Consider the following 19,063-nt stretch of genomic DNA (forward strand, 5'->3'; position numbering starts at 1 on the left):
CAGCGCTCTCGTCACCGTTGACAGCGCTCGACTCCTCGTTGACAGCGCTTGCTCAAGCGCTGTCAGTGCGAGACAAAGCGCTGTCAGTGCGAGACCGAGCGCTGTCAGTGCGAGAGAAGGCGCTGCCAACGTCAGGGAGAGCGCTGTGAACGTCGACGTCGACGCCCGAAAAAACCGATTTGCCTGCGGCTGCGACAATTGAACTCGTGAGTAGGCCTTATGTATCCCACCTGAATCAGAACCTCAAGCCGCTGGAGCAGTCGCAGAAGCTGCAGAACGTGTGCTACGAGATCAGGGGCCCGGTACACGCGCATGCCGCGCGTCTGGAATCCGAGGGCCACCGCATCATGAAGCTCAACATCGGCAACCCGGCGCTGTTCGGGTTCGAGGCGCCCGACGTCATCATGCGCGACATGATCCACGCCCTGCCGTACTCGCAGGGCTACTCCGAATCCGCCGGCGTCCTGTCCGCGCGTCGTGCCGTGGTCACGCGCTACGAACTCATCCCCGACTTCCCGTACTTCGACGTCGACGACGTCATCCTCGGCAATGGTGTGTCCGAGCTGATCACCATGACGATGCAGGCGCTGCTCAACGACGGCGACGAGGTGCTGATCCCGGCGCCGGATTACCCGTTGTGGACGGCGATGACCGCACTCTCCGGCGGCTCGGCGGTGCACTATCGCTGCGACGAGGACAACGGCTGGAATCCGGACATCGCCGACATCGAGGCCAAGATCACGCCGCGCACCAAGGCCATCGTGATCATCAACCCGAACAACCCGACCGGTGCGGTCTACTCGCGCGAGGTTCTCGAGCAACTCGCCGACGTCGCCCGCCGCAATTCCCTGCTCATCCTGGCCGACGAGATCTACGACAAGATCCTCTACGACGACGCGGTGCACACCAACATCGCCTCGCTCGCCCCCGATCTGCTGTGCCTGACCTTCAACGGACTGTCCAAGGCGTATCGCGTGTGCGGCTATCGGGCCGGCTGGGTGGTCATCACCGGACCCAAGGACCACGCCAAGGGATTCATCGAGGGCATGGGCATCCTCGCGTCCACCCGCCTGTGCGCCAACGTGCCCGGCCAACACGCCATCCAGGTGGCGCTCGGTGGGTATCAGAGCATCGAGGCCCTGGTGCACCCCGGTGGTCGGCTCTACGAGCAGCGCAACGTGACGTGGGAGAAACTCAACGAGATCCCCGGCGTGAGCTGCGTGAAGCCATCCGGCGCGCTCTACGCCTTCCCCCGCCTCGATCCCGAGGTCCACGAGATCCACAACGACGAACTGTTCGTTCAGGACCTCCTCCTGCAGGAGAAGATCCTGGTGGTCCAGGGCACCGGATTCAACCTCGACGACCACAACCACTTCCGGATCGTCACGCTGCCCTGGGCCCGAGAGCTCGGTGAGGCGATCGAACGGATCGGCAACTTCTTGGCGTCGTATCGGCAGTGACACCCGCCTGACCACCGGTTTTCCGGGGTTGATCAGCGCAAACCCCGGATTCGTTGGCTTTTGATGTAACCGTTGGTAACGTCTACCTCCATTGGTTGAGAGGCCGACGGGAGTTCGACGGTGGAATGGAAACGCAGCACGGTTCGCAGCGGTGAGGTCAACCTCGCCGTCTTCGAGGCGGTCGTGGACGGCGCACGCGACGAATCGGCGATGCCGACGATCGTGCTGGTGCACGGGTGGCCCGACACCCACCGGGTGTGGGACGACGTCGCCGCCGACCTCGCCCGTGATGCGCGGGTCTTCGCCTACGACACTCGCGGCATCGGCGACAGCGACCGCCCGGACGGCGTCTCCGCCTACCGCATCGAGAATCTCGCCGACGATCTGTTCGCCGTCGCCGAGGCCGTCGCACCGAACGACAAGATCCATGTGGTCGCGCACGACTGGGGTTCCATCCAAACGTGGGAGGCGGTGTCGCGCAGCGACGCCTCGATGGCCATCGCGTCGTTCACCTCGATCTCGGGCCCGAGTCTCGATCAGGTGGGTGCGCTGTTGCGCCACAACATCACCCACCCGACGCCACGCAACATCCGCAACTCGATCGCACAGGCCATCAGCTCCACCTACATCGGCCTGTTCCACCTGCCGGTGGCTCCGCGGCTGTTCCTCGGGGTCCTCGGAAACCCGCGGGCCTGGCGGGAGTTCCTGCACCTCATGGACGGCACCCCGCGCGACGCGGTACACACCGGGCCCACCCTGCGCCGCGACATGAACTCCGGTGTGCGCTACTACCGCGCGAACATCGGTCGGCGACTATTCTTCCCGGCCCCGCGTACGGTGTCCGTTCCGGTGCTCGAACTCCTCAACACACGTGACTTCGCCATCCGCCCACCGACATTCGCGACCACGCACAAGTACGTGGCCAAGCTGTGGCGGCGGCCGTCGACCACCGGGCATTGGCTTCCGTCGACGCATCCGGAGTATGTGGCCGACAACGTGCGCGAGTTCATCTCCTACCTCAACGGCTCACCCCGGACTCCCGACACCCTCACCCGCGCCCGGCGATTCGGACCGGATCAGGCGCTGTCGGGTCGTCTGGCCGTCGTCACCGGCGCCGGCAGCGGCATCGGTCGCGAAACCGCGCGTGCCCTGGCCGAACTCGGCTGTGACGTCGTTCTCGCCGACATCAATCCGGCCGGGGCGGAGGAGACCGCCCGGATGTGCAAGGAGAGCGGCGCGGCCACCGCGGTGTACACCCTCGACGTGTCCGACACCGCGGCGTTCGCCGAGTTCGCGACGAATGTCGCAGCAGCGCAGGGCATTCCGGACATCGTCGTGAACAATGCGGGCATCGGCCTGTCCGGGGCATCCTTGGACGCCACCGACGAACAGATCGATCGACTCCTCGACATCAACCTGCGCGGCGTGATCACCGGATGCCGCGAGTTCGGCCGTCAGATGGTCCGTCGCGGCACCGGCGGTCACATCGTGAACCTGGCCTCCGCCGCCGCGTTCACCCCACAGCGGGGCCTCGGAGTCTATTCGGCCAGCAAGGCCGGCGTGCTGCTCTACTCGGAATCCCTGCGGGGCGAACTCGCCGATCACCACATCGGGGTGAGCGCCATCTGCCCCGGACTCATCGACACCCCGATCGTGGCGACCTCGGCCATCGCCGGACTCGACGACGATGCCCAGGCCGCCGAACAGCGGCGACTCACCGAGCTGTATCGGCGACGAGGCTTCACCCCCGACAAGGTGGCGGCGCGCATCGTCGCGGCGATCCTCGACGACAAGGCGGTGGTACCGGTCGCTCCGGAAGCCCAGATCGGTTACCGCATTTATCGTTTCGCTCCCTGGATCTCACATTTCGCCGCCCGTCGTCCCGTCGTCGCCGGCAAGGAGGCCCACCGATGACCGCCCACGCCCACGCCCACTCGATCAGCGATTCCCGCGAACCGCTCGACGCCGACGGCTCCGACCCGGGACCGGTCGAACTCCACGCCCGCAACGTCGCCTTCGACTGGTCACAGGTCCCGCTGCACTGGATTCCGGGCCACCCCGTCGCGTCGAACTTCGTCAGCGTGCTCAATCTCCTTCTGCCCGAGGGGGAACGCTGGTTCGTGCAGACCTACAACGAAGCCCTTCCGCTGGTGCATGACGAGGAGCTGATCGCCACCATGCGTGGCTTCATCGGGCAGGAGGCGATGCATGCCGAGGCCCACGATCACGTCCTGTGGGAGTTCCTCGATCATCACGGCATCGATCCCCGTCCGTTCTGTCGTCAGATGGAGTGGATCTTCCGAAAGTTGTTGGGGCCACTGAGCAAGGGCAGTCCGCAGGCCCGGCAGAAGCATCTCATCGAGCGCCTGTGGCTGATCGCGGCGCTCGAGCACTACACGGCGATCCTCGGCGATTTCGCGCTCAACAACACCTGGGTGGAGCACGGCGCCGATCCGACGATGTCGGACCTGTTCATGTGGCACGGTGCCGAGGAGGTCGAGCACCGGGCGGTCGCCCATGAGGTGGCCGTCTACTTCGGCGACGGATATCTGCGACGTGGCCGCGCGATGCTGGTGGCGTTGCCGGTGCTGCTGCTGCTGGTCAACCGCGGCTTCCGATTCATCATGACCAGCGATCCGACCCTGCACTACAACTTCTTCCAGCGCGAGTACCACTACTTCCGCGGTGTCCGCGCCGGCGTCCTACCCAAAATGTGGAAGGTCATCCTGGCCACCACCAGCTACTTCCGCCCGGGTTTCCATCCCAACGAGATCGGTTCCACCGCACAGGCGGTCGCCTACCTCGCGGCGTCGCCGGCGGCCCGTCGGGCGGGATGAGGTCTTCATGAATCAGCGCGCACATCCGCACACCACGGCGATGACCGCACCCCCGCCTCATCTGTACGGTCGGTGGCGCCACGACCCGCTGCTCACCTTCGGTACCGCGCTGTCGAAGATCTGGTGGCCGCTGTGGCGGCCCCTGTCGCCGCTGCACGACACCACCGCCGATACCGGGATCACCGTGGTACGGATCGTGCATCGCGAGGTGGTCGCCGAGGACGAGAACGTGGTCGCACTCACCTTCGCCGACCCCGACGGTGGCATCCTGCACCGCTGGCACGCCGGAGCACACCTCGATCTGCTGCTGCCGTCGGGCCGGATGCGTGAGTACTCGTTGTGCGGCGACCCCGCCGACCGACACACCTACCGCATCGCGGTCCGACGCATCCCGGACGGAGGCGGCGGATCGGTCGAGGTGCACGACACCCTGGCGGTCGGTGATCTCGTCTCGATCAAGGTTCCGCGCAACGCTTTTCCGATCTCGCTGCCCGGCCACGGGTCCACCGCGCGACAACTGCGTTTCATCGCCGCCGGTATCGGCATCACCCCGATCCTGCCGATGCTGAGTGCCGCGGAGAAGTTCGGCCTGGACTGGTCGATGATCTACACCGGTCGCACACTCGACTCGATTCCGTTCCGGGAAGAGGTGGCCCGCTTCGGTGAGAAGGTCACCATCCGCACCGACGACGAGGGCGGCCTACCCACCATGGAGGAACTCGTCGGCGAGGTCGACCCCGATACCGGCAGTGCGCCTTCGGGTCTGGCGGTGTACTGCTGCGGGCCGGTGCCGATGCTGGAGAATCTGCGCCGCCACCTGGTCGATCGCCCGGACATCGAGTTGCATTACGAGCGCTTCACCCCACCTCCGGTGGAGAACGGCCGCGAGTTCACCGCGACCATCGCCTCCACCGGGCAGGAGATCACCGTCGGCGCCGACGAGACACTGCTCGCCGCGCTGCGCGCCGAGATCCCGTCGGTGCCGTATTCGTGCCGCCAAGGCTTCTGCGGCACATGCAAGATCAGGACGTTGTCGGGTGGCATCGACCACCGCGACAACATCCTGACCGAGCCGGAACGTGCCGACGGGCAGATCCTGACGTGCGTGTCACGGGCGAGTGGCGAGAGCCTCACGCTCGATCTCTGACGTCGACGACGATCCGTCGTCCGCGGCGTCGTCCGTCACCGATCTTTCCGCTCCCCGCGGGGCTCCGCGCAGCGCCACCGCGGCCACCACGGCCGCCGATGCGGTGACCGCCACGGCGACCCACACCGCCGAGTGCAGTCCGTCGACGAAGACCTGTTGCACCGCAACGCGAATCGAATCGGCGGCGACCGCCGGTGCGTGCTGCGCCACCGCGACACCGGCCATCACCGATTCGCCTGCGGTGTCGGCCGCACCGCGCGGAACACCGAGTGCCGCAAGCCTGTCGGTCACACCGGCGGCGTAGACGGAGGTGAGCACCGAGCCGAGCACCGCCACGCCGAGCGTGCCGCCGACCTCACGGGTGGTGTCGTTCACGGCGCTACCGGCACCGGCCTGCTCGGGCCGCAGGGCATCCATGATCAGCTGGGTGCAGGGCCCGGAGATGAACGCGAGCCCGATCGCCATCAGCGACATCGACCAGACGATGAGTTCCCAGTATCCCGATGTCCGCGAGGAGGTTTCGACGAGCGCGAAGCCCACCGACATCAGCAACGCACCGGCGACGGCCACCGGCCGGGGCGAGAACCGGTGCGACAGTGCCATCGCCACCGGCGAGAACACCGCCATCACCACCGCGAACGGAAGGGTCCGGATGCCGGCGTCGAGTGGTCCGTATCCCTTGACCGCCTGGAAGTACTGGGTGATCAGGAAGATGAATCCGAAGAGCGCGAAGAAGGCCACGCTGATCAGTGCGGCCGCGGCGGCGAAGTGGCGATTGGCGAACAGCCGGACGTCGAGGATCGGATGGGCGAGGACGAGTTGCCGCCAGACGAACAGCGCCAGGATCGCCACGGCGCCACCGAGTCCGACGATGGTGCGGGCGGCGGACCAACCGACGTTCGGGCCCTCGATGACCGAGTAGACGAGCAGTCCGAGGCCGAGGATCGACAGCACCAGTCCGACGATGTCGAAGCGCGACACGGTCTCCGGACGTGTGCCGGGAACGACGGCGACGATGGCGGCGGCGGCCAACGCCCCGACGGGCAGGTTCACCCAGAACACCGACGACCACGCGAAGTGCTCGAGCAGCCACCCACCCAGAACGGGCCCGATCGCGACGGCGATACCCGACGTCGCCGCCCAGATACCGACCGCGGCCGCGCGCTGCCGGGGTTCGGTGAAGATCGTCGTGATCAGGGCCAACGTCGCCGGAAAGACCAGCGCCGCAAAGAGTCCCAGACCACCACGGGCTGCGACGAGTTGTCCCAGGGTCTGCGACGACGCCGCGAGAGCCGAGACCGCCACGAATCCTGCGATGCCGGTGAGCAGCATGCGTCGGTGACCGAAGCGGTCACCGAGGTAGCCGCCGGTCAGCAGCAGTCCGGCGAACACCAGGGTGTAGGCGTCGACGATCCATTGCAAGCCGGAGATCCCGGCGTCGAGGTCACGCGCCATCGTCGGCAGGGCGACGTTGACGATCGTGTTGTCGATCATCACGAGCAGTTCGGCAAAGCACAGGGCGCCGAGCGCCCACCAACGAGTGCGCATGATGCGCCCCTCTCGAGTTGGAAGCAGGTTATAGAACGTTGACCCAACGTTGTAGTACAACGTTCCACACAAGAAGAACACTGTTCTAGTACGTTGTCAATATGCCGAGCGCTTCACCATCACGTCGCACGCCCGCCACCGAGGTCCGCACCAACCTCATTCGCGCCGGGCGTCGCATCCTCGAACGCGACGGGGCCGCCGGGCTCACCATCCGGGCGGTCGCCAAGGAGGCCGGGGTGGCGCCGATGGGTGTCTACAACCACTTCGACGGCAAGGAGGGACTGCTCGATGCCCTGGTCAGCGACGCCTTCTCCGAGTTCGGCCACGCGATCCGGGGCGCGACCCACAGTGATGCCGCAGCGCGTCTGGCCCACAGCGGGCGCGCCTACCGCGAGTTCGCCCTCGCCTATCCCGTCGTCTACGGCCTGATGTTCTCCTCGCAGTGCCGACCCGATGTGGCGACCGCGGAAACCGCCTTCGCCGCCCTGGCCGATATCGTCCGCTACGGTCAGGCCGCCGGCGTGGTGCGCCCGGGCGACGCCCTCGAACTCGCGATGCAGGTGTGGTCCTGCGTACATGGGGCGATCAGTCTCGAACTGGCCGGGGCGGGGCCGGAGTTCAGTGATCCGGTACGTAATTACGACGGCGTCCTCGCGCTGATCGCCAACGGGCTGCGACCGTGACGGCGCCCGGAGTCACCGACTGTGAACCATCGGGGACTCCCGATCTGCGAGAATGTCTCTCCGTGACCGAATACCGGATTGACGATCTGGCCCGCGCGGCCGGGACGACCACCCGGAACGTGCGCGGATATCAGGACCGGGGACTGTTGCCGCGACCGCTCCGGCGCGGCCGCATTGCCATCTACACCGACGAGCACCTCGCCCGCCTCAAGGTGATCAACGACCTGCTCGGGCGGGGCTTCACCATCCGCCACATCGGTGACTTCCTGTCCGGCATGCAACGTGGCGACGACCTTGCCGAGGTCCTCGGCCTGCGCGAAGTGGTGACCGAACGGTGGTCACGCATCACGCCCACCACTGTCACCGCCGACGAACTCGAGCAGATCCTGCGCACCGCGGATCCCAAGCAGTGGCAACGTCTTTCCGACTTCCGGTTGATCCGTGCCGAATCCGCAGATGTCAATGATGAAGGTGCCGACACCGGCGGGAATCCGCCGAACACCTACGCCATCCTCGATCCGGAAACCGTCACCGCCTACGGAGAGCTTGTCGCCCAGGGGATGTCACTGGATGACATTCTCGACGTGCATGCCGCCCTCGATGAGGCGATGGACAGCGTCGCCAACACCCTCATCTCCGCCGGCCGCCGTCGGGTCACCGAAGGCCATGACGACGGCTGGATCCCGACGGACGACGACGAATCCGAAAGAACCACACGCCTGTTGATGGGCCTGCGTCGAGCCGGCCAGGTGTCGGCGCACAATGCGCTCGACCGCGCGCTCGACCGCGAGATGAAACGGCAATTGGCCGACTACCTCACCGTCGCAAGGGAATCCGGGCACGATCCGGATTCGGTGTCCTGATCGGCCCGGTCAGGGGATGACGATCGGCGGCCGCCCGGGGATCGGGATGACGATCCGCGGCTGGGGTCGGGCCTGCCGTCTCGGCGACGACGGATTCTGATTCTGCTGCTGCGTACTCGTCTCCGGCGGCGGTGGGGGCGGCGGAGTGGTGTAGAGCACCGCAGGCCGGCGGGCTTCGACGAGGTCGGAGGGATCGGCGAACTCCTGCGGCGCGCTGCTCGCGGGCGGTGCGGCCACGGCCGGGGCGCTCGGTGCGACACTCGGCGTCGCCGGCTCCGGCGAACCGCCGGTGAAGGCGACGGCGGTGGCGACTCCGAACACCGCCAGGACTCCGGCGACCGCACCGCCGAGCAGCCAGCGTTGTCGGGAGAACCAGCGGCTGTCACCGGCCTCCGGGGGCGGCACCACGGTGGCGGCATCGGTGTCGGCGTCGAGATCGGTGTCGGCGTCGAAATCGGCGTCGGCGAGGTATCCGGGGAGTGCCTCCACCGGGTCGAGTCGGTCCGTGATCGCCTCGAGTTGATCGGTGACGGCATCGTCGACGCCGATCGGCTCCACGGTGGCGAGGCCATCGGAGGGCCGATCATCGTGGGGCCCGAGGTCGGCAGCTTCTGGAGCCACCGACGACGATGCGGTTGCGACCGCGGTCGGAGCATCGGCCGGGGGTTCGACGACCCGGACCTCGGAGGTCTGGTCGTCGGATGGCGTCAGAAAGTCTTCCGTCGTGGCGAACGCGACTCCGTGGGTCGGCTGCGGCTCGTCGGAGATGTCATCGAGCACCATCACCGGCGCGCCGCGGACCTGCGACAGCAGGGTGTCCAGGCCGGGCCACTGGACGTGCGTCGAGGTCAGGAGCACTGCGGCGTCGGGCGCACCGACCGAGGCGAGGACGTCGTCGATGTATGCCGACAGTTCCGCGGCCTGGGTGGCCGTCGCCACCTCCATGTCGCGGCGGGTGACGCGGAAGAGGCGGACGTGCTCCTCACCCATGATGAACGCGCCCTCGGAGGCGGCCAGTCGGGTGCGGGCGCGCCCGGCGAGCTTGCGGAGTTCGGCGGTGCCGACGTCGGAATCGGGTGCCGGTACCCGGGCCACACCGATCAGGTGGGCGGCGAGTGCCAGATCGAGGGCGCGGGGCGTCACGTCGGTGAGCGGTGCGGGCGCCGCGATGATCTCGTCGTCGGCCGTGATGTCGACGACGATGGCCGAGGCACCCGTGGTGTCGAGGTCGATGAGCGCGACGACCGGCGAGTTTCGGCTGGTCAGCCGCGTGCGGACACGATCGGTGAGCGCAGCGTGGACGACGCTACGCGCGGTGGCCGTATCTGCACTCGTGGACATCGAATTTCCCTACACTCGCCCGGATGCCTCCCCGCATCCGCTGTGTGGTTGTTCAACCTAGCACGTGTCGGCGAATCGCTGCCCGTGATGAGGGGCCGCCGACCTGCGCGGCGGTCGCGGTACCGACCCGCGCGGGGGCGGTGTTGCGGTCCCGGACCGCACCGCCGAGCGCGTGGTACTCCCACCCGGATGCACGCCACTGACCTGCATCAAGGCATCGTCGGCCGTCGACGATCACCTTGTGGCGGACGACGTCGTCGAGTTCCTCGGGTGCCATGTGGACGAATTCGGCCCATTCGGTGGCCAGCGCGACCACGTCGGCGTCGGCGGCCGCGGCGCGAGCACTATCGGTGAAGTGCAGCATCGGGTACATGCGGCGCGCGTTGTCGGTGGCCTTGGGGTCGAAGACCGTCACCGCGGCACCGCGTAGGGCCAGTTGTCCGGCGACACTCAATGCCGGGGAGTCACGCACGTCGTCGCTCTCCGGTTTGAACGCCGCGCCGAGGATGGCGATGTTGGCGCCGATGAGGTCGCCGGGGCAGGTCTGTTCGATGAGGTCGACCATGGCGCTGCGCCGGCGCATGTTGATGGCGTCGACCTCGTGCAGGAAGCCGAGGGTGCGGTGTGCGCCGAGTTCGTCGGCGCGGGCCATGAACGCCCGGATGTCCTTGGGCAGGCAGCCCCCGCCGAATCCGAGTCCGGCGTTGAGGAATCGGCGGCCGATGCGGTTGTCGTAGCCGATGGCGTCGGCGAGGGTGGACACGTCGGCGCCGACGATCTCGCACAGTTCGCTGACCGCGTTGATGAACGAGATCTTGGTCGCGAGAAAGGCATTGGCGGAGGTCTTGACCAATTCGGCTGTCGCCCAGTCGGTGGTGACCAGTGGTACCCCGGTTTCGAGGATCTCCCGGTAGATCTCACCGATCACCGCCACCGCCGCACTGGTGACGGCCTCGGGGTCGGTGCCGACGACGATCCGATCGGGCCGCAGGGTGTCCTCGACGGCGAATCCCTCACGGAGAAACTCTGGGCTCCAGGCCAATTCGACGTCGGCGAGGTCTCCGGTGAGGTGGCCGATGCGTTCGGCGAGTTCGGCGCTGGTGCCCACCGGCACCGTCGACTTCCCGATGATCAGATGCTCACCACGCAGGAGTCCGGCGAGGGTTTCGATGGCGGAGAAGACGTAAGAGGTGTCGGCGCCGTATCCCCGTGCCCGCTGCGGTGTTCCGACGCCGACGAAGTGCACACTGCCGTGGTCGGCGGCCGCCTGCATCGACGTAGTGAACTCGAGACGCCCGGCAGTCAGGTTGCGTCGCAGGATGTCTGACAGTCCGGGCTCGAAGAACGGCACCTCACCGGTACGCAGCCGGGCCACCTTCTCGGCGTCGACGTCCACGCCGAGGACGTCATGCCCGAGTTCGGCCATGCAGGCCGCATGGGTCGCGCCGAGGTATCCACATCCGATGACGGTCAGCTTCATACCAGTAGACGTACGCGGGGCGATGATCGCGGAACCCACCACGACGTGGCGCCGCGTCGACGCGTCGGTGAACAGCGATCATTTCTCGCCGGTCGAGGTCTCCCTCGCCGCAGCCCGACCATCACTCGCCGGTCGAGCCTGCTGCGAGCCCCCAGGGCGAGCCGCGAGTCGAGACCACGCAAGCCGGCAGCCCAACAAGCCCACCAGCTCCGGGCCCAGACTCGCCGCGTGACTACCCCGAAATATCCCGCACAAAGTTGAGGTACGCCTTCGACGGCGTCGGTCCGCGCTGGCCCTGGTACTTGGAGCCGACCGCGGCACTGCCGTACGGGTGCTCGGCGGGGCTGGACAGGCGGAACAGGCACAGCTGGCCGATCTTCATGCCCGGCCACAGCGTGATCGGCAGATTGGCGACGTTGGACAGCTCCAACGTGATGTGCCCGGAGAAGCCGGGGTCGATGAACCCGGCGGTGGAGTGCGTCAGCAGTCCGAGACGTCCGAGTGAGCTCTTGCCTTCGAGTCGTCCGGCGAGGTCGTCGGGCAATGTGCACACCTCGAGCGTCGATCCGAGCACGAATTCGCCGGGATGCAGCACGAACGGCTCGCCCTTGTCCGGTTCGACGAGGCTGGTGAGCTCGTCCTGCCGCTGCGCCGGGTCGATGTGGGTGTAGCGGGTGTTGTTGAACACCCGGAAGAGGCTGTCGAGGCGGACATCGACACTCGACGGTTGCACGAGAGCGGGGTCGTACGGGTCGAGCGCGAGGCGCCCGGTGTCGATGGCGGCGCGGATGTCCCGGTCGGAAAGCAGCACGGTCCGAGGCTATCGGACGGGGGTCACCTCAGTTGCGTGTCCGGTCGTGTTGGTCCATGCGCAACTCGCCGTCGCGGGCGACGCGCCGGACCGGGTAGGGCCTTGACGACGGAACGGCCTGCGGAGTTTGCTAGTCTTTCGTCGCAGGTCGTAGAGACCAGCACGCCGATGTAGTTCAATGGCAGAACATCAGCTTCCCAAGCTGAATACGCGGGTTCGATTCCCGTCATCGGCTCCACGGTGATCATGCAGGTCACAGCGTTACGGTCCGCTCTTGAGGCAACCTCATCAGTCCTCGAAGTCACACCAAATTGCACAACAGGACGACGGAAGCCTCTCGTAAGTGCCGTGGGGTCACTCGTGGCGTAGTGCGGAACAGCGGTTCAGCGCTTAAATGGCGCACCCAAGCCGACGCCGTGGTTATCGGCACACCTTCGGCCAGCATGAGGGATGCACACGTTCATCGGGCCGTGCGGAGTGGCACTCTTCGGACCCCTGCCCGGTGCAGCATCTATACCCAGTACCGGTACAGGCTGGTGGGTGCGTACGGCCGCCCGGACTCCTTGACCACCGCGTAGCGACTCTCGGTGGTCGCGGTGTCGGCGGCGAGCACGAGTTTGCCGCCCAGCACACTGCCTGCCCCGACGGCGGTCCCGAGGATCAGCGCGACGACGCCTGCCACTCCCCGTACCGCCCGGTTGAGGGTTGACTCGTTGCCTTCATCGTCGTCCCCTTTGTGGACCGCACGGCCCTATACCCATAGGGGTATCTGGTACCGTCTTGTCAAATACCCCATGGGGTATAAACCAAACTCCGGAAGGACCCCCGCATGACCATCGACCGCGCCGTCCTGATCATGGCCGGAACCATGATCCTGATTTCCGTGGCGCTCGGCGCCTTCGTTTCCGGATACTGGCTGTGGCTGACGGTGTTCGTCGGCCTCAACCTCCTGCAGTCCTCGTTCACCGGATTCTGTCCTGCGGCTTTTGTGTTCAAGAAGCTCGGACTCAAGCCCGGAGTGGCCTTCACCTGATTCCAGGCGCGGCGGTCGCCTGGAGTCAGGCGACCGCCGCCGAAACGCCGTAAAGACGCCGTCGGCGTGACGCCCGCTGCCACAGTCGAGCGAGAGAAGGGTCGGCCCTTTCGCGAGTGGTGCTCAACACGACGGGTGACCCACAACTCCACGCACCGCCGGTTCAACACCGGCCAGGTCGGCATCGCCATGCTCGCAGCGGGAGTGCTGTTCGCGTTGTATCCACTTGTCCGCGGCTTCGATTCCGAGGAGGGACGTGACGGCGCCGAGGCGTTCGCCATCCCGTCGTGGATGGCGGCCCACCCGTGCGCCATGGCCGGGTTCGTCCTGATCGCCGATTCCTCCCCAGCGCAGGCTCGGCCCTGAAACCGACCACGTGGCCAGCAGCGTCGCTACTGCTGCCCGCTACGGCACCGTCACAGCACCCAGATCCCACCGCACAGGGCCACGCCGAGCGGTGCGGTTTACCGATGATGCGCAACACATTGACATCCAAGGGAGATCTACCTCATAGTAGTGCAATTATTAATCTGTTAACGCACTGAACGTGCAGATGGGGGCAGCCGCCGTGGAAACATCACCCCGGATTCCAGCCAAGAAGTCGGACTTCACCGCCGAGTGGCTCACCGAGGTCTTCGCCTCGAAGTACCCGGGCACGACCGTCACATCGCTACAGGTCGACGAGGTCGATCAGGGGACGTCCACCCGTTTGCGACTCACCGCGGAGTACGCAGACCCGTCGCCCGACCTGCCGACACAACTGTTCGTCAAGACCAACTTCGACAACGTGTTCGGCGAACTGTTCACCGCAGCAGGCATCTACCACGCAGAGGTCAAGTTCTTCAACGACGTCCTCCCGGCGGTCGACATACCGACGCCGCGGTGCCTGCATGCCGAGCTCAGCGACGAGGACGGCTCGTTTGTCCTGGTGCTCGAGGATGTGGTCGCCGCAGACTGGGGCAAGGCCGAGGAACCCATCGATTGGGTTCGCGCAGAAGCGGTCTTGAAGGCGATGGCCCGCTATCACGCGCACTTCTGGAACTCGCCGAAACTCGATGACCTCGAGTGGGTGTGGACACCGAATGAGGGGCCGCAGGCCGATGCGATCAAGATGTTCTCCGACTACGCCAGCGAAAAGCTCGCCGCGGGTACGGTATTCGATCATCCCGTCCCTGAGGCGCTGCGCGATTCCGAGCGGGTCAAGCGCGCGGTCGAGGCATTGCTCCGTTACGACGCGGAGGTCCCCCGCACCCTGCTCCACAGCGACCCACACCTGAAGAACCTGGGTTTCCACCTCAGTGGCGAACCGATCTTCGTTGACTGGCAGGTGCTTCGCAAGGGGTGCTGGGCACTCGACGTGAGTTATTTCCTCTCGACCTCGCTGTCCACCGACGACCGGCGCGCCCATGAACGGGACTTGGTCACTGGGTACCTGAAGGAGTTGGCCGGCTACGGGATTGACGTTCCAGCCGACGAGGCGTGGCTCCAATACCGGGCACAGCCGCTTTATGGCCTCCTGGTGTGGCTCGCAACCCCGGTCGAGATGCAACCCGAGGCGGCAGTACGCGCATTCACCCTGCGGTTCCTCGCCGCGGCCGAAGACCTCGACACGATGGGTGCCATCGATGAGGTCTCGGGCAAGATGACGACCCACTGACCGTTCCGAGGTGCGTGCGGTGGTGTCCGCCGCACGCACCTCACTTCTCGCGCAGCGCCCGCACCAGTTGTCTGCCAAGGTGTTCGGCGTCCGCACGGAACACGAGAGCGGTCGGAACCGTCAGTGCCGGAACAACAGGCACGAACCTGACGCCGAGCTCGTCGGCACGCAGCAACGCTGCCTGCGCCGCGTAGAACACGCTCCACGAGTCGGGCCGTGCACGCACCGCCGACACCGCGCCGGTCTCGGCGCCGACCGTTGCCACTGCCGGGTCGAATCCCGCACTACGACAAGCGCGTAACACCGCGCGGGTGAGGTATGAGCCGAGTGCATTCTCGGCGAAGATCAGCGGATAGGACACCAGGTCGTCGACCGCGTTTCGGGACCTCTCCGCCAGGGGATGCTGCTGCGACACGACCGCGACGACCCGATCCGGTGGCAGTGGAAGCGAGCGCAGATCGGCACGCACGTCGTCGCCGTGGACGATGGCGGCATCGAGTTCGCCCGCAGCCACCCACGATTGCCGCTGACCGGACGCAACGCTGACAATCTCGACGCCGGCGAGGCCATCCGTCGCGGGGAACAACGCACCCGGCACGCCGAGCCGCAGCGGTCGGGACGCCTCGGGACCGTCGCGGGCGGCGCGCCGGGCTGCGTCCTCCGCGACGATCAACGCACGCGCCGCCGGCAGGAACCGCGTACCCGCGGCGGTGAGCACCGGGGCGCGTCGAGAGCGATCGAACAACGGCGTACCCACCTCGCGTTCCAGTCGCGCGACCTGCTGACTCACGGCCGACTGCACGATGCCGAGGCGATCTGCGGCGGCCGTGAATGTTCCGGTGTCGGCCACCGCCAAGAAGTAGCGGACCTGGCGAAGTTCCATCGGTCAGACCGACACGAGACCGGATCGATTTATCACGAATAGTGATGATACCTATCCGTTTCTGATCGTTGTTGACGATGACGTGTCGCGGTGTGATCGATGTATGCACACGTTCGACACACCAGACGCGCGACTGCACCACACCGAATCGTCGCCGCCCATCTACGCGGCCACGGACAGTTCGAGACCCGGCGACGCCCGCCTGGGCGCGCTGATCACCATGGAGGAGCTGCCGTGAGCCAGTTCCTCGTGTTGTCTCGTCGTCGGCTGGAGCTGTTCTCCGACAACGATTTCGAGCGCGTCCTGCCCGCCGAGACCGAGCGGGTCCGCGAGCTCTACGCCAAGGGCGTGGTGCGGCAGATCTGGCTGCGCGACGACGTTCCCGGCGCCGCATTCGTCATCGAGGCCGACAGCCGTGCGGCCGCCGAGGCCTGCGTGGCCGAACTCCCCATGGCCGCAACCCAACTCAGTAAGTTCACGATCGTCGGCCTGCTGCCGTATCGGGGATTCGTTGGCTGATGGTCACCACGACACCGGAAGCCACACCTCGAACCGGGGGTGCAACCGTCGGCATGCCGCTTCCCGGGGCCCGGTGAGGAGCCGGCGACTGAAGACCTCCCGGCGAGACGCAGACCCAACGCCTCCGACGGAATGTTCCGTGGAACGCTCGTGACGGCGCGCACTACAGCCGGGTCGGGCCCGAGGCGGTCTGCGGCGTCCTGCAGGGTGAGCGTCTGGTCGATGGGTCCCTGTGCGGGTGGGGAGACCGTCCCGTGGCGCTTCATCCGGCACTCCGACACCGTTCCGATGCCCCCCAAAGATGGGGCTTGGCGGCTCCTCGTCGTACTGGAATCGTCGTTGTCGCGGCGCACCGCGCCCAAGGCCCGCAGGGCCTGCCGACATAACTGCGAGGACGCACGATGACCAGAGGCGGATGCAGTGGATCGACGCGTAGGTTCCGAGCAAGTCTGGCGGGCATAGGGATTGGGACTGCGCTCTGGTGGGGTGGCCAGGCCCTCGTCATGTCGACGGCCACCGCAGAACCGGTGGATTCGTCGAGTTCGACGTCAAGCATCCAGAGCGATGATCAGCAGTCAACGACCCCGGATCAGACCGCTGACACCGACCTCACCACAGAGCTCGACACACAACCGTCATCGACAGCCGAGACCGACGTGGCCTCCGACCCGACCGAGCCGACAACTCTCGAGCAGACTCCCACCGAGGAGCCGAGCACAGCAACCACCGCGACCAGCGAGGAACCCACCGCGGATTCCGGGGTGACGGTGGAACCCACTGAGATACAGGATCAAACACCCATCGGTGCCGATGTGCAGGAGACGCCTTCGGTATCACCGTCCGACTCTCCCACGACCCCGACATCGTCGCCGTCATCGGCGGACTCCCCATCAAACACACTGCAGCGCAACTCCGATAATGCGGCGGGCACGGACGCTCCAGCGGAATCCGCGACCCCGTACACGATCACTGCGAGCGATCCCTTGGAGCCGGTGGCCTCGCGGGCCTCGTCGAACGTCGTAGGCGAGGAACCTGCACCGGTGACCACGGATCAAGGGGTCCGCGTGGTGAATGCGCCGACGCACTTCGTGGCGACTCTCCTGAGCGTGCTGGGATTCAATCCGCTTGTCGCTGCCGATCCCACCACGCCGCCTCCGGCTCCTGCACTGGTATTCGTCTGGGCCGCTTGGCAACAGGTCAATCGCAAGTTTTTCAACTCCTATCCGACGATGTCGTCGACGTCGCAACTCGTCGACCCCACCATCGGCGTGGTGACCGGATCGCTCGGTGCCACCGATCCCGACGGTGATGTACTGACCTACACCGTGCTCACCCAACCCGAACACGGGACCGTCGTCGTATACCCGGACGGAACCTATTCCTACGCACCCGATCCCGACTATGTGCTCGGGTTGTCCGACCCGGCGAGCACCGCCTCGACCACGGATTCGTTCGCGGTCACGGCGTCTGATGAGACACCGGTCAACGGCGCGCACTGGCACCTGCTCTCGGCGACACCGTCGTCGGGCCAGACCGCAACCGTGACCGTACCGATCATTGCGCTGCAGGCGGTCAACCACGCCCCGACCATCGCGTCCTCGACCTCGACGAGCAGTCCGGTCAGCGGGCCGACGACGTTCGGCATTGATCAGTCGAACAACAGCCCCGATCGATGGCCGTGGGGTGTCACCCCGCTCAGCGCCGACGGCAAACAGATTGCCATCGTCAATTACGGAGCCAACACCGTGACCTTCCTCGACGTTGCCACCGGCACGAAATCAACTGTCCAGGTGGGCGAAGCGCCGATCCAGCTCGTGATGAGTCCGGACGGATCGCGCGCGTACGTGAACACCCTTGACGGTATCTCCGTGATCGACATGCGTACCGGCGCCGTGACCGAGATCCCGCCGGGAGGCGACACCTCGGATCTGGCGATGACACCGGATGGCGGGCTTCTCTACGTGACCACCGGCTCGGGCAACCAGGTAAGGGTCATCGACACCTCAACCAACACGACGGTCACGACGATTCCGTTGACCTACCCGTTTGGGGTGGCCATCGCCCCGGATGGCGGGTACGCCTACGTCACCAGCGACACCGACCCGGGCACCGTCTCGGTGATCGACACGTCCTCCAACACCATCGTGAAGACCATCGACGTCGGTGCCAACCCGGAGTCCGTCGTGATCTCGCCCGATGGCTCGACCCTCTACGTTGCCAACGACCAGACGGTATCGGTCGTCTCCATCGACACGTCGAACCCCGACAACGACGCAGTGACTGCCACGATTTCAGGCATCGGGAATCCGAACGGACTCGCGGTCAGCCCCGACGGGAAACGTCTCTACGTCGCGACGGAGAATTCGATCACGACCATCGACACCGCTACCGGGGCCGTCGTCGGCACCAACGCGATCACGTACCCACGCGGCGTCGCTGTCAGCCCGAATGGCACCACGCTCTACGCCACCAGCTTCACCGATGGCACCCGGGTGATCCCCATCGGAGTGGCCGGCCAGGTCACCGCCACCGACGAGGATCCCGGCGACACCATCAGCTACCAGATCACCACCCAGCCGACGAATGGCATCGTGACCCTGGACCCGAGCACCGGCCAATGGCTGTGCACGACCAACACGCCCGGCGCGATCACCGCCGACTCATTCGTCGTCACCGCATCCGACGGTCGCGGCCTGTCCACGTCGACGACAATGACCGTCCCGGCCGCCGATCCCGCCGTTACAGCCGAGAACACGGGCGTACAAGGAACCCCCTCGGTGTGACGCCCGCTGCCGCAGCGT

18 protein-coding genes and 1 tRNA gene are annotated in these 19,063 nt (G+C 66.4%); 13 read left to right on the forward strand and 6 right to left on the reverse strand.

What is annotated here, in order from left to right; translation table 11 throughout:
- Window positions 1–206 precede the first annotated feature (206 nt).
- From ABLE94_RS11955 to ABLE94_RS11970, 4 genes are all read left to right on the forward strand, one after another.
- On the forward strand, window positions 207–1,460 hold the full coding sequence (locus ABLE94_RS11955) for a pyridoxal phosphate-dependent aminotransferase (protein WP_348806395.1): 1,254 nt from the start codon (window positions 207–209) through the stop codon (window positions 1,458–1,460).
- Window positions 1,461–1,580: 120 nt separating this feature from the next.
- Complete coding sequence (locus ABLE94_RS11960; RefSeq protein WP_348806394.1) at window positions 1,581–3,374, forward strand: SDR family oxidoreductase; 1,794 nt, start codon at window positions 1,581–1,583, stop codon at window positions 3,372–3,374.
- Window positions 3,371–4,297 (forward strand): metal-dependent hydrolase, encoded by a 927-nt coding sequence (locus tag ABLE94_RS11965; protein ID WP_348808831.1) that lies wholly within the window; start codon window positions 3,371–3,373, stop codon window positions 4,295–4,297. Before ABLE94_RS11960 ends, ABLE94_RS11965 begins: the two co-directional genes overlap by 4 nt.
- Window positions 4,298–4,304: 7 nt before the next feature.
- Window positions 4,305–5,444: a PDR/VanB family oxidoreductase gene (locus ABLE94_RS11970; RefSeq protein ID WP_348808832.1), complete on the forward strand. Its 1,140-nt coding sequence runs from the start codon at window positions 4,305–4,307 to the stop codon at window positions 5,442–5,444.
- Here the strand turns inward: ABLE94_RS11970 and ABLE94_RS11975 are convergent.
- The gene (locus tag ABLE94_RS11975) at window positions 5,406–6,992 is read right to left on the reverse strand and encodes an MFS transporter (RefSeq protein ID WP_348806391.1); all 1,587 of its coding nucleotides are present in this window, start codon (window positions 6,990–6,992) and stop codon (window positions 5,406–5,408) included. The two genes, ABLE94_RS11970 and ABLE94_RS11975, sit on opposite strands and share 39 nt — an antisense overlap.
- A gap of 101 nt (window positions 6,993–7,093) precedes the next feature.
- Here ABLE94_RS11975 and ABLE94_RS11980 point away from each other — a divergent pair, with 101 nt between their 5' ends.
- Window positions 7,094–7,675 carry a TetR/AcrR family transcriptional regulator gene (locus ABLE94_RS11980; protein WP_348806390.1) on the forward strand — a complete coding sequence of 194 codons (582 nt, stop codon included), beginning with the start codon at window positions 7,094–7,096 and terminating at the stop codon, window positions 7,673–7,675.
- A gap of 62 nt (window positions 7,676–7,737) precedes the next feature.
- Window positions 7,738–8,538: a MerR family transcriptional regulator gene (locus ABLE94_RS11985; protein WP_348806389.1), complete on the forward strand. Its 801-nt coding sequence runs from the start codon at window positions 7,738–7,740 to the stop codon at window positions 8,536–8,538.
- Window positions 8,539–8,547: 9 nt separating this feature from the next.
- Here ABLE94_RS11985 and ABLE94_RS11990 read toward each other — a convergent pair whose 3' ends face one another.
- The 3 genes from ABLE94_RS11990 to dcd form a co-directional block, all read right to left on the reverse strand.
- The gene (locus tag ABLE94_RS11990; protein ID WP_348808833.1) at window positions 8,548–9,879 is read right to left on the reverse strand and encodes a hypothetical protein; all 1,332 of its coding nucleotides are present in this window, start codon (window positions 9,877–9,879) and stop codon (window positions 8,548–8,550) included.
- 52 nt (window positions 9,880–9,931) lie between these two features.
- On the reverse strand, window positions 9,932–11,359 hold the full coding sequence (locus tag ABLE94_RS11995) for a UDP-glucose dehydrogenase family protein (RefSeq protein ID WP_348806387.1): 1,428 nt from the start codon (window positions 11,357–11,359) through the stop codon (window positions 9,932–9,934).
- 232 nt (window positions 11,360–11,591) lie between these two features.
- Window positions 11,592–12,170, reverse strand: a complete 579-nt coding sequence (gene dcd / locus ABLE94_RS12000; protein ID WP_348806386.1) for a dCTP deaminase — start codon at window positions 12,168–12,170, stop codon at window positions 11,592–11,594.
- 164 nt (window positions 12,171–12,334) lie between these two features.
- Between dcd and ABLE94_RS12005 the strand changes: the two genes are divergently transcribed.
- Window positions 12,335–12,408: transfer RNA gene (locus ABLE94_RS12005), tRNA-Gly, on the forward strand.
- A 273-nt stretch (window positions 12,409–12,681) separates the two neighbouring features.
- Here ABLE94_RS12005 and ABLE94_RS12010 read toward each other — a convergent pair.
- Window positions 12,682–12,852: a hypothetical protein gene (locus ABLE94_RS12010; RefSeq protein ID WP_348806385.1), complete on the reverse strand. Its 171-nt coding sequence runs from the start codon at window positions 12,850–12,852 to the stop codon at window positions 12,682–12,684.
- A gap of 147 nt (window positions 12,853–12,999) precedes the next feature.
- On the opposite strand from ABLE94_RS12010, the gene ABLE94_RS12015 reads away from it, so the two are divergent.
- From ABLE94_RS12015 to ABLE94_RS12025, 3 genes are all read left to right on the forward strand, one after another.
- Window positions 13,000–13,203: a YgaP family membrane protein gene (locus ABLE94_RS12015; RefSeq protein ID WP_348806384.1), complete on the forward strand. Its 204-nt coding sequence runs from the start codon at window positions 13,000–13,002 to the stop codon at window positions 13,201–13,203.
- 135 nt (window positions 13,204–13,338) lie between these two features.
- Complete coding sequence (locus ABLE94_RS12020) at window positions 13,339–13,569, forward strand: hypothetical protein (protein ID WP_348806383.1); 231 nt, start codon at window positions 13,339–13,341, stop codon at window positions 13,567–13,569.
- Window positions 13,570–13,756: 187 nt separating this feature from the next.
- Window positions 13,757–14,860, forward strand: coding sequence for a protein kinase family protein (locus ABLE94_RS12025; protein ID WP_348806458.1), 1,104 nt, complete (start codon window positions 13,757–13,759; stop codon window positions 14,858–14,860).
- Between the two features lie 40 nt (window positions 14,861–14,900).
- Here the strand turns inward: ABLE94_RS12025 and ABLE94_RS12030 are convergent, their stop codons facing one another.
- Window positions 14,901–15,743 carry a LysR family transcriptional regulator gene (locus tag ABLE94_RS12030; protein ID WP_348806382.1) on the reverse strand — a complete coding sequence of 281 codons (843 nt, stop codon included), beginning with the start codon at window positions 15,741–15,743 and terminating at the stop codon, window positions 14,901–14,903.
- Window positions 15,744–15,846: 103 nt separating this feature from the next.
- Between ABLE94_RS12030 and ABLE94_RS12035 the strand changes: the two genes are divergently transcribed.
- The 3 genes from ABLE94_RS12035 (at window position 15,847) to ABLE94_RS12045 (ending at window position 19,045) form a co-directional block, all read left to right on the forward strand.
- Window positions 15,847–15,981, forward strand: a complete 135-nt coding sequence (locus ABLE94_RS12035; protein ID WP_348806381.1) for a hypothetical protein — start codon at window positions 15,847–15,849, stop codon at window positions 15,979–15,981.
- Complete coding sequence (locus ABLE94_RS12040; RefSeq protein ID WP_348806380.1) at window positions 15,978–16,262, forward strand: YciI family protein; 285 nt, start codon at window positions 15,978–15,980, stop codon at window positions 16,260–16,262. Before ABLE94_RS12035 ends, ABLE94_RS12040 begins: the two co-directional genes overlap by 4 nt.
- Window positions 16,263–17,302: 1,040 nt before the next feature.
- Entirely contained in the window at window positions 17,303–19,045 is a 1,743-nt protein-coding gene (locus ABLE94_RS12045; protein WP_348806379.1) for a cadherin-like domain-containing protein, read from the forward strand.
- Window positions 19,046–19,063 lie beyond the last annotated feature (18 nt).

Source organism: Gordonia sp. VNK1, from assembly GCF_040049135.1.
Taxonomy (GTDB): Bacteria; Actinomycetota; Actinomycetes; order Mycobacteriales; family Mycobacteriaceae; genus Gordonia; species Gordonia oleivorans.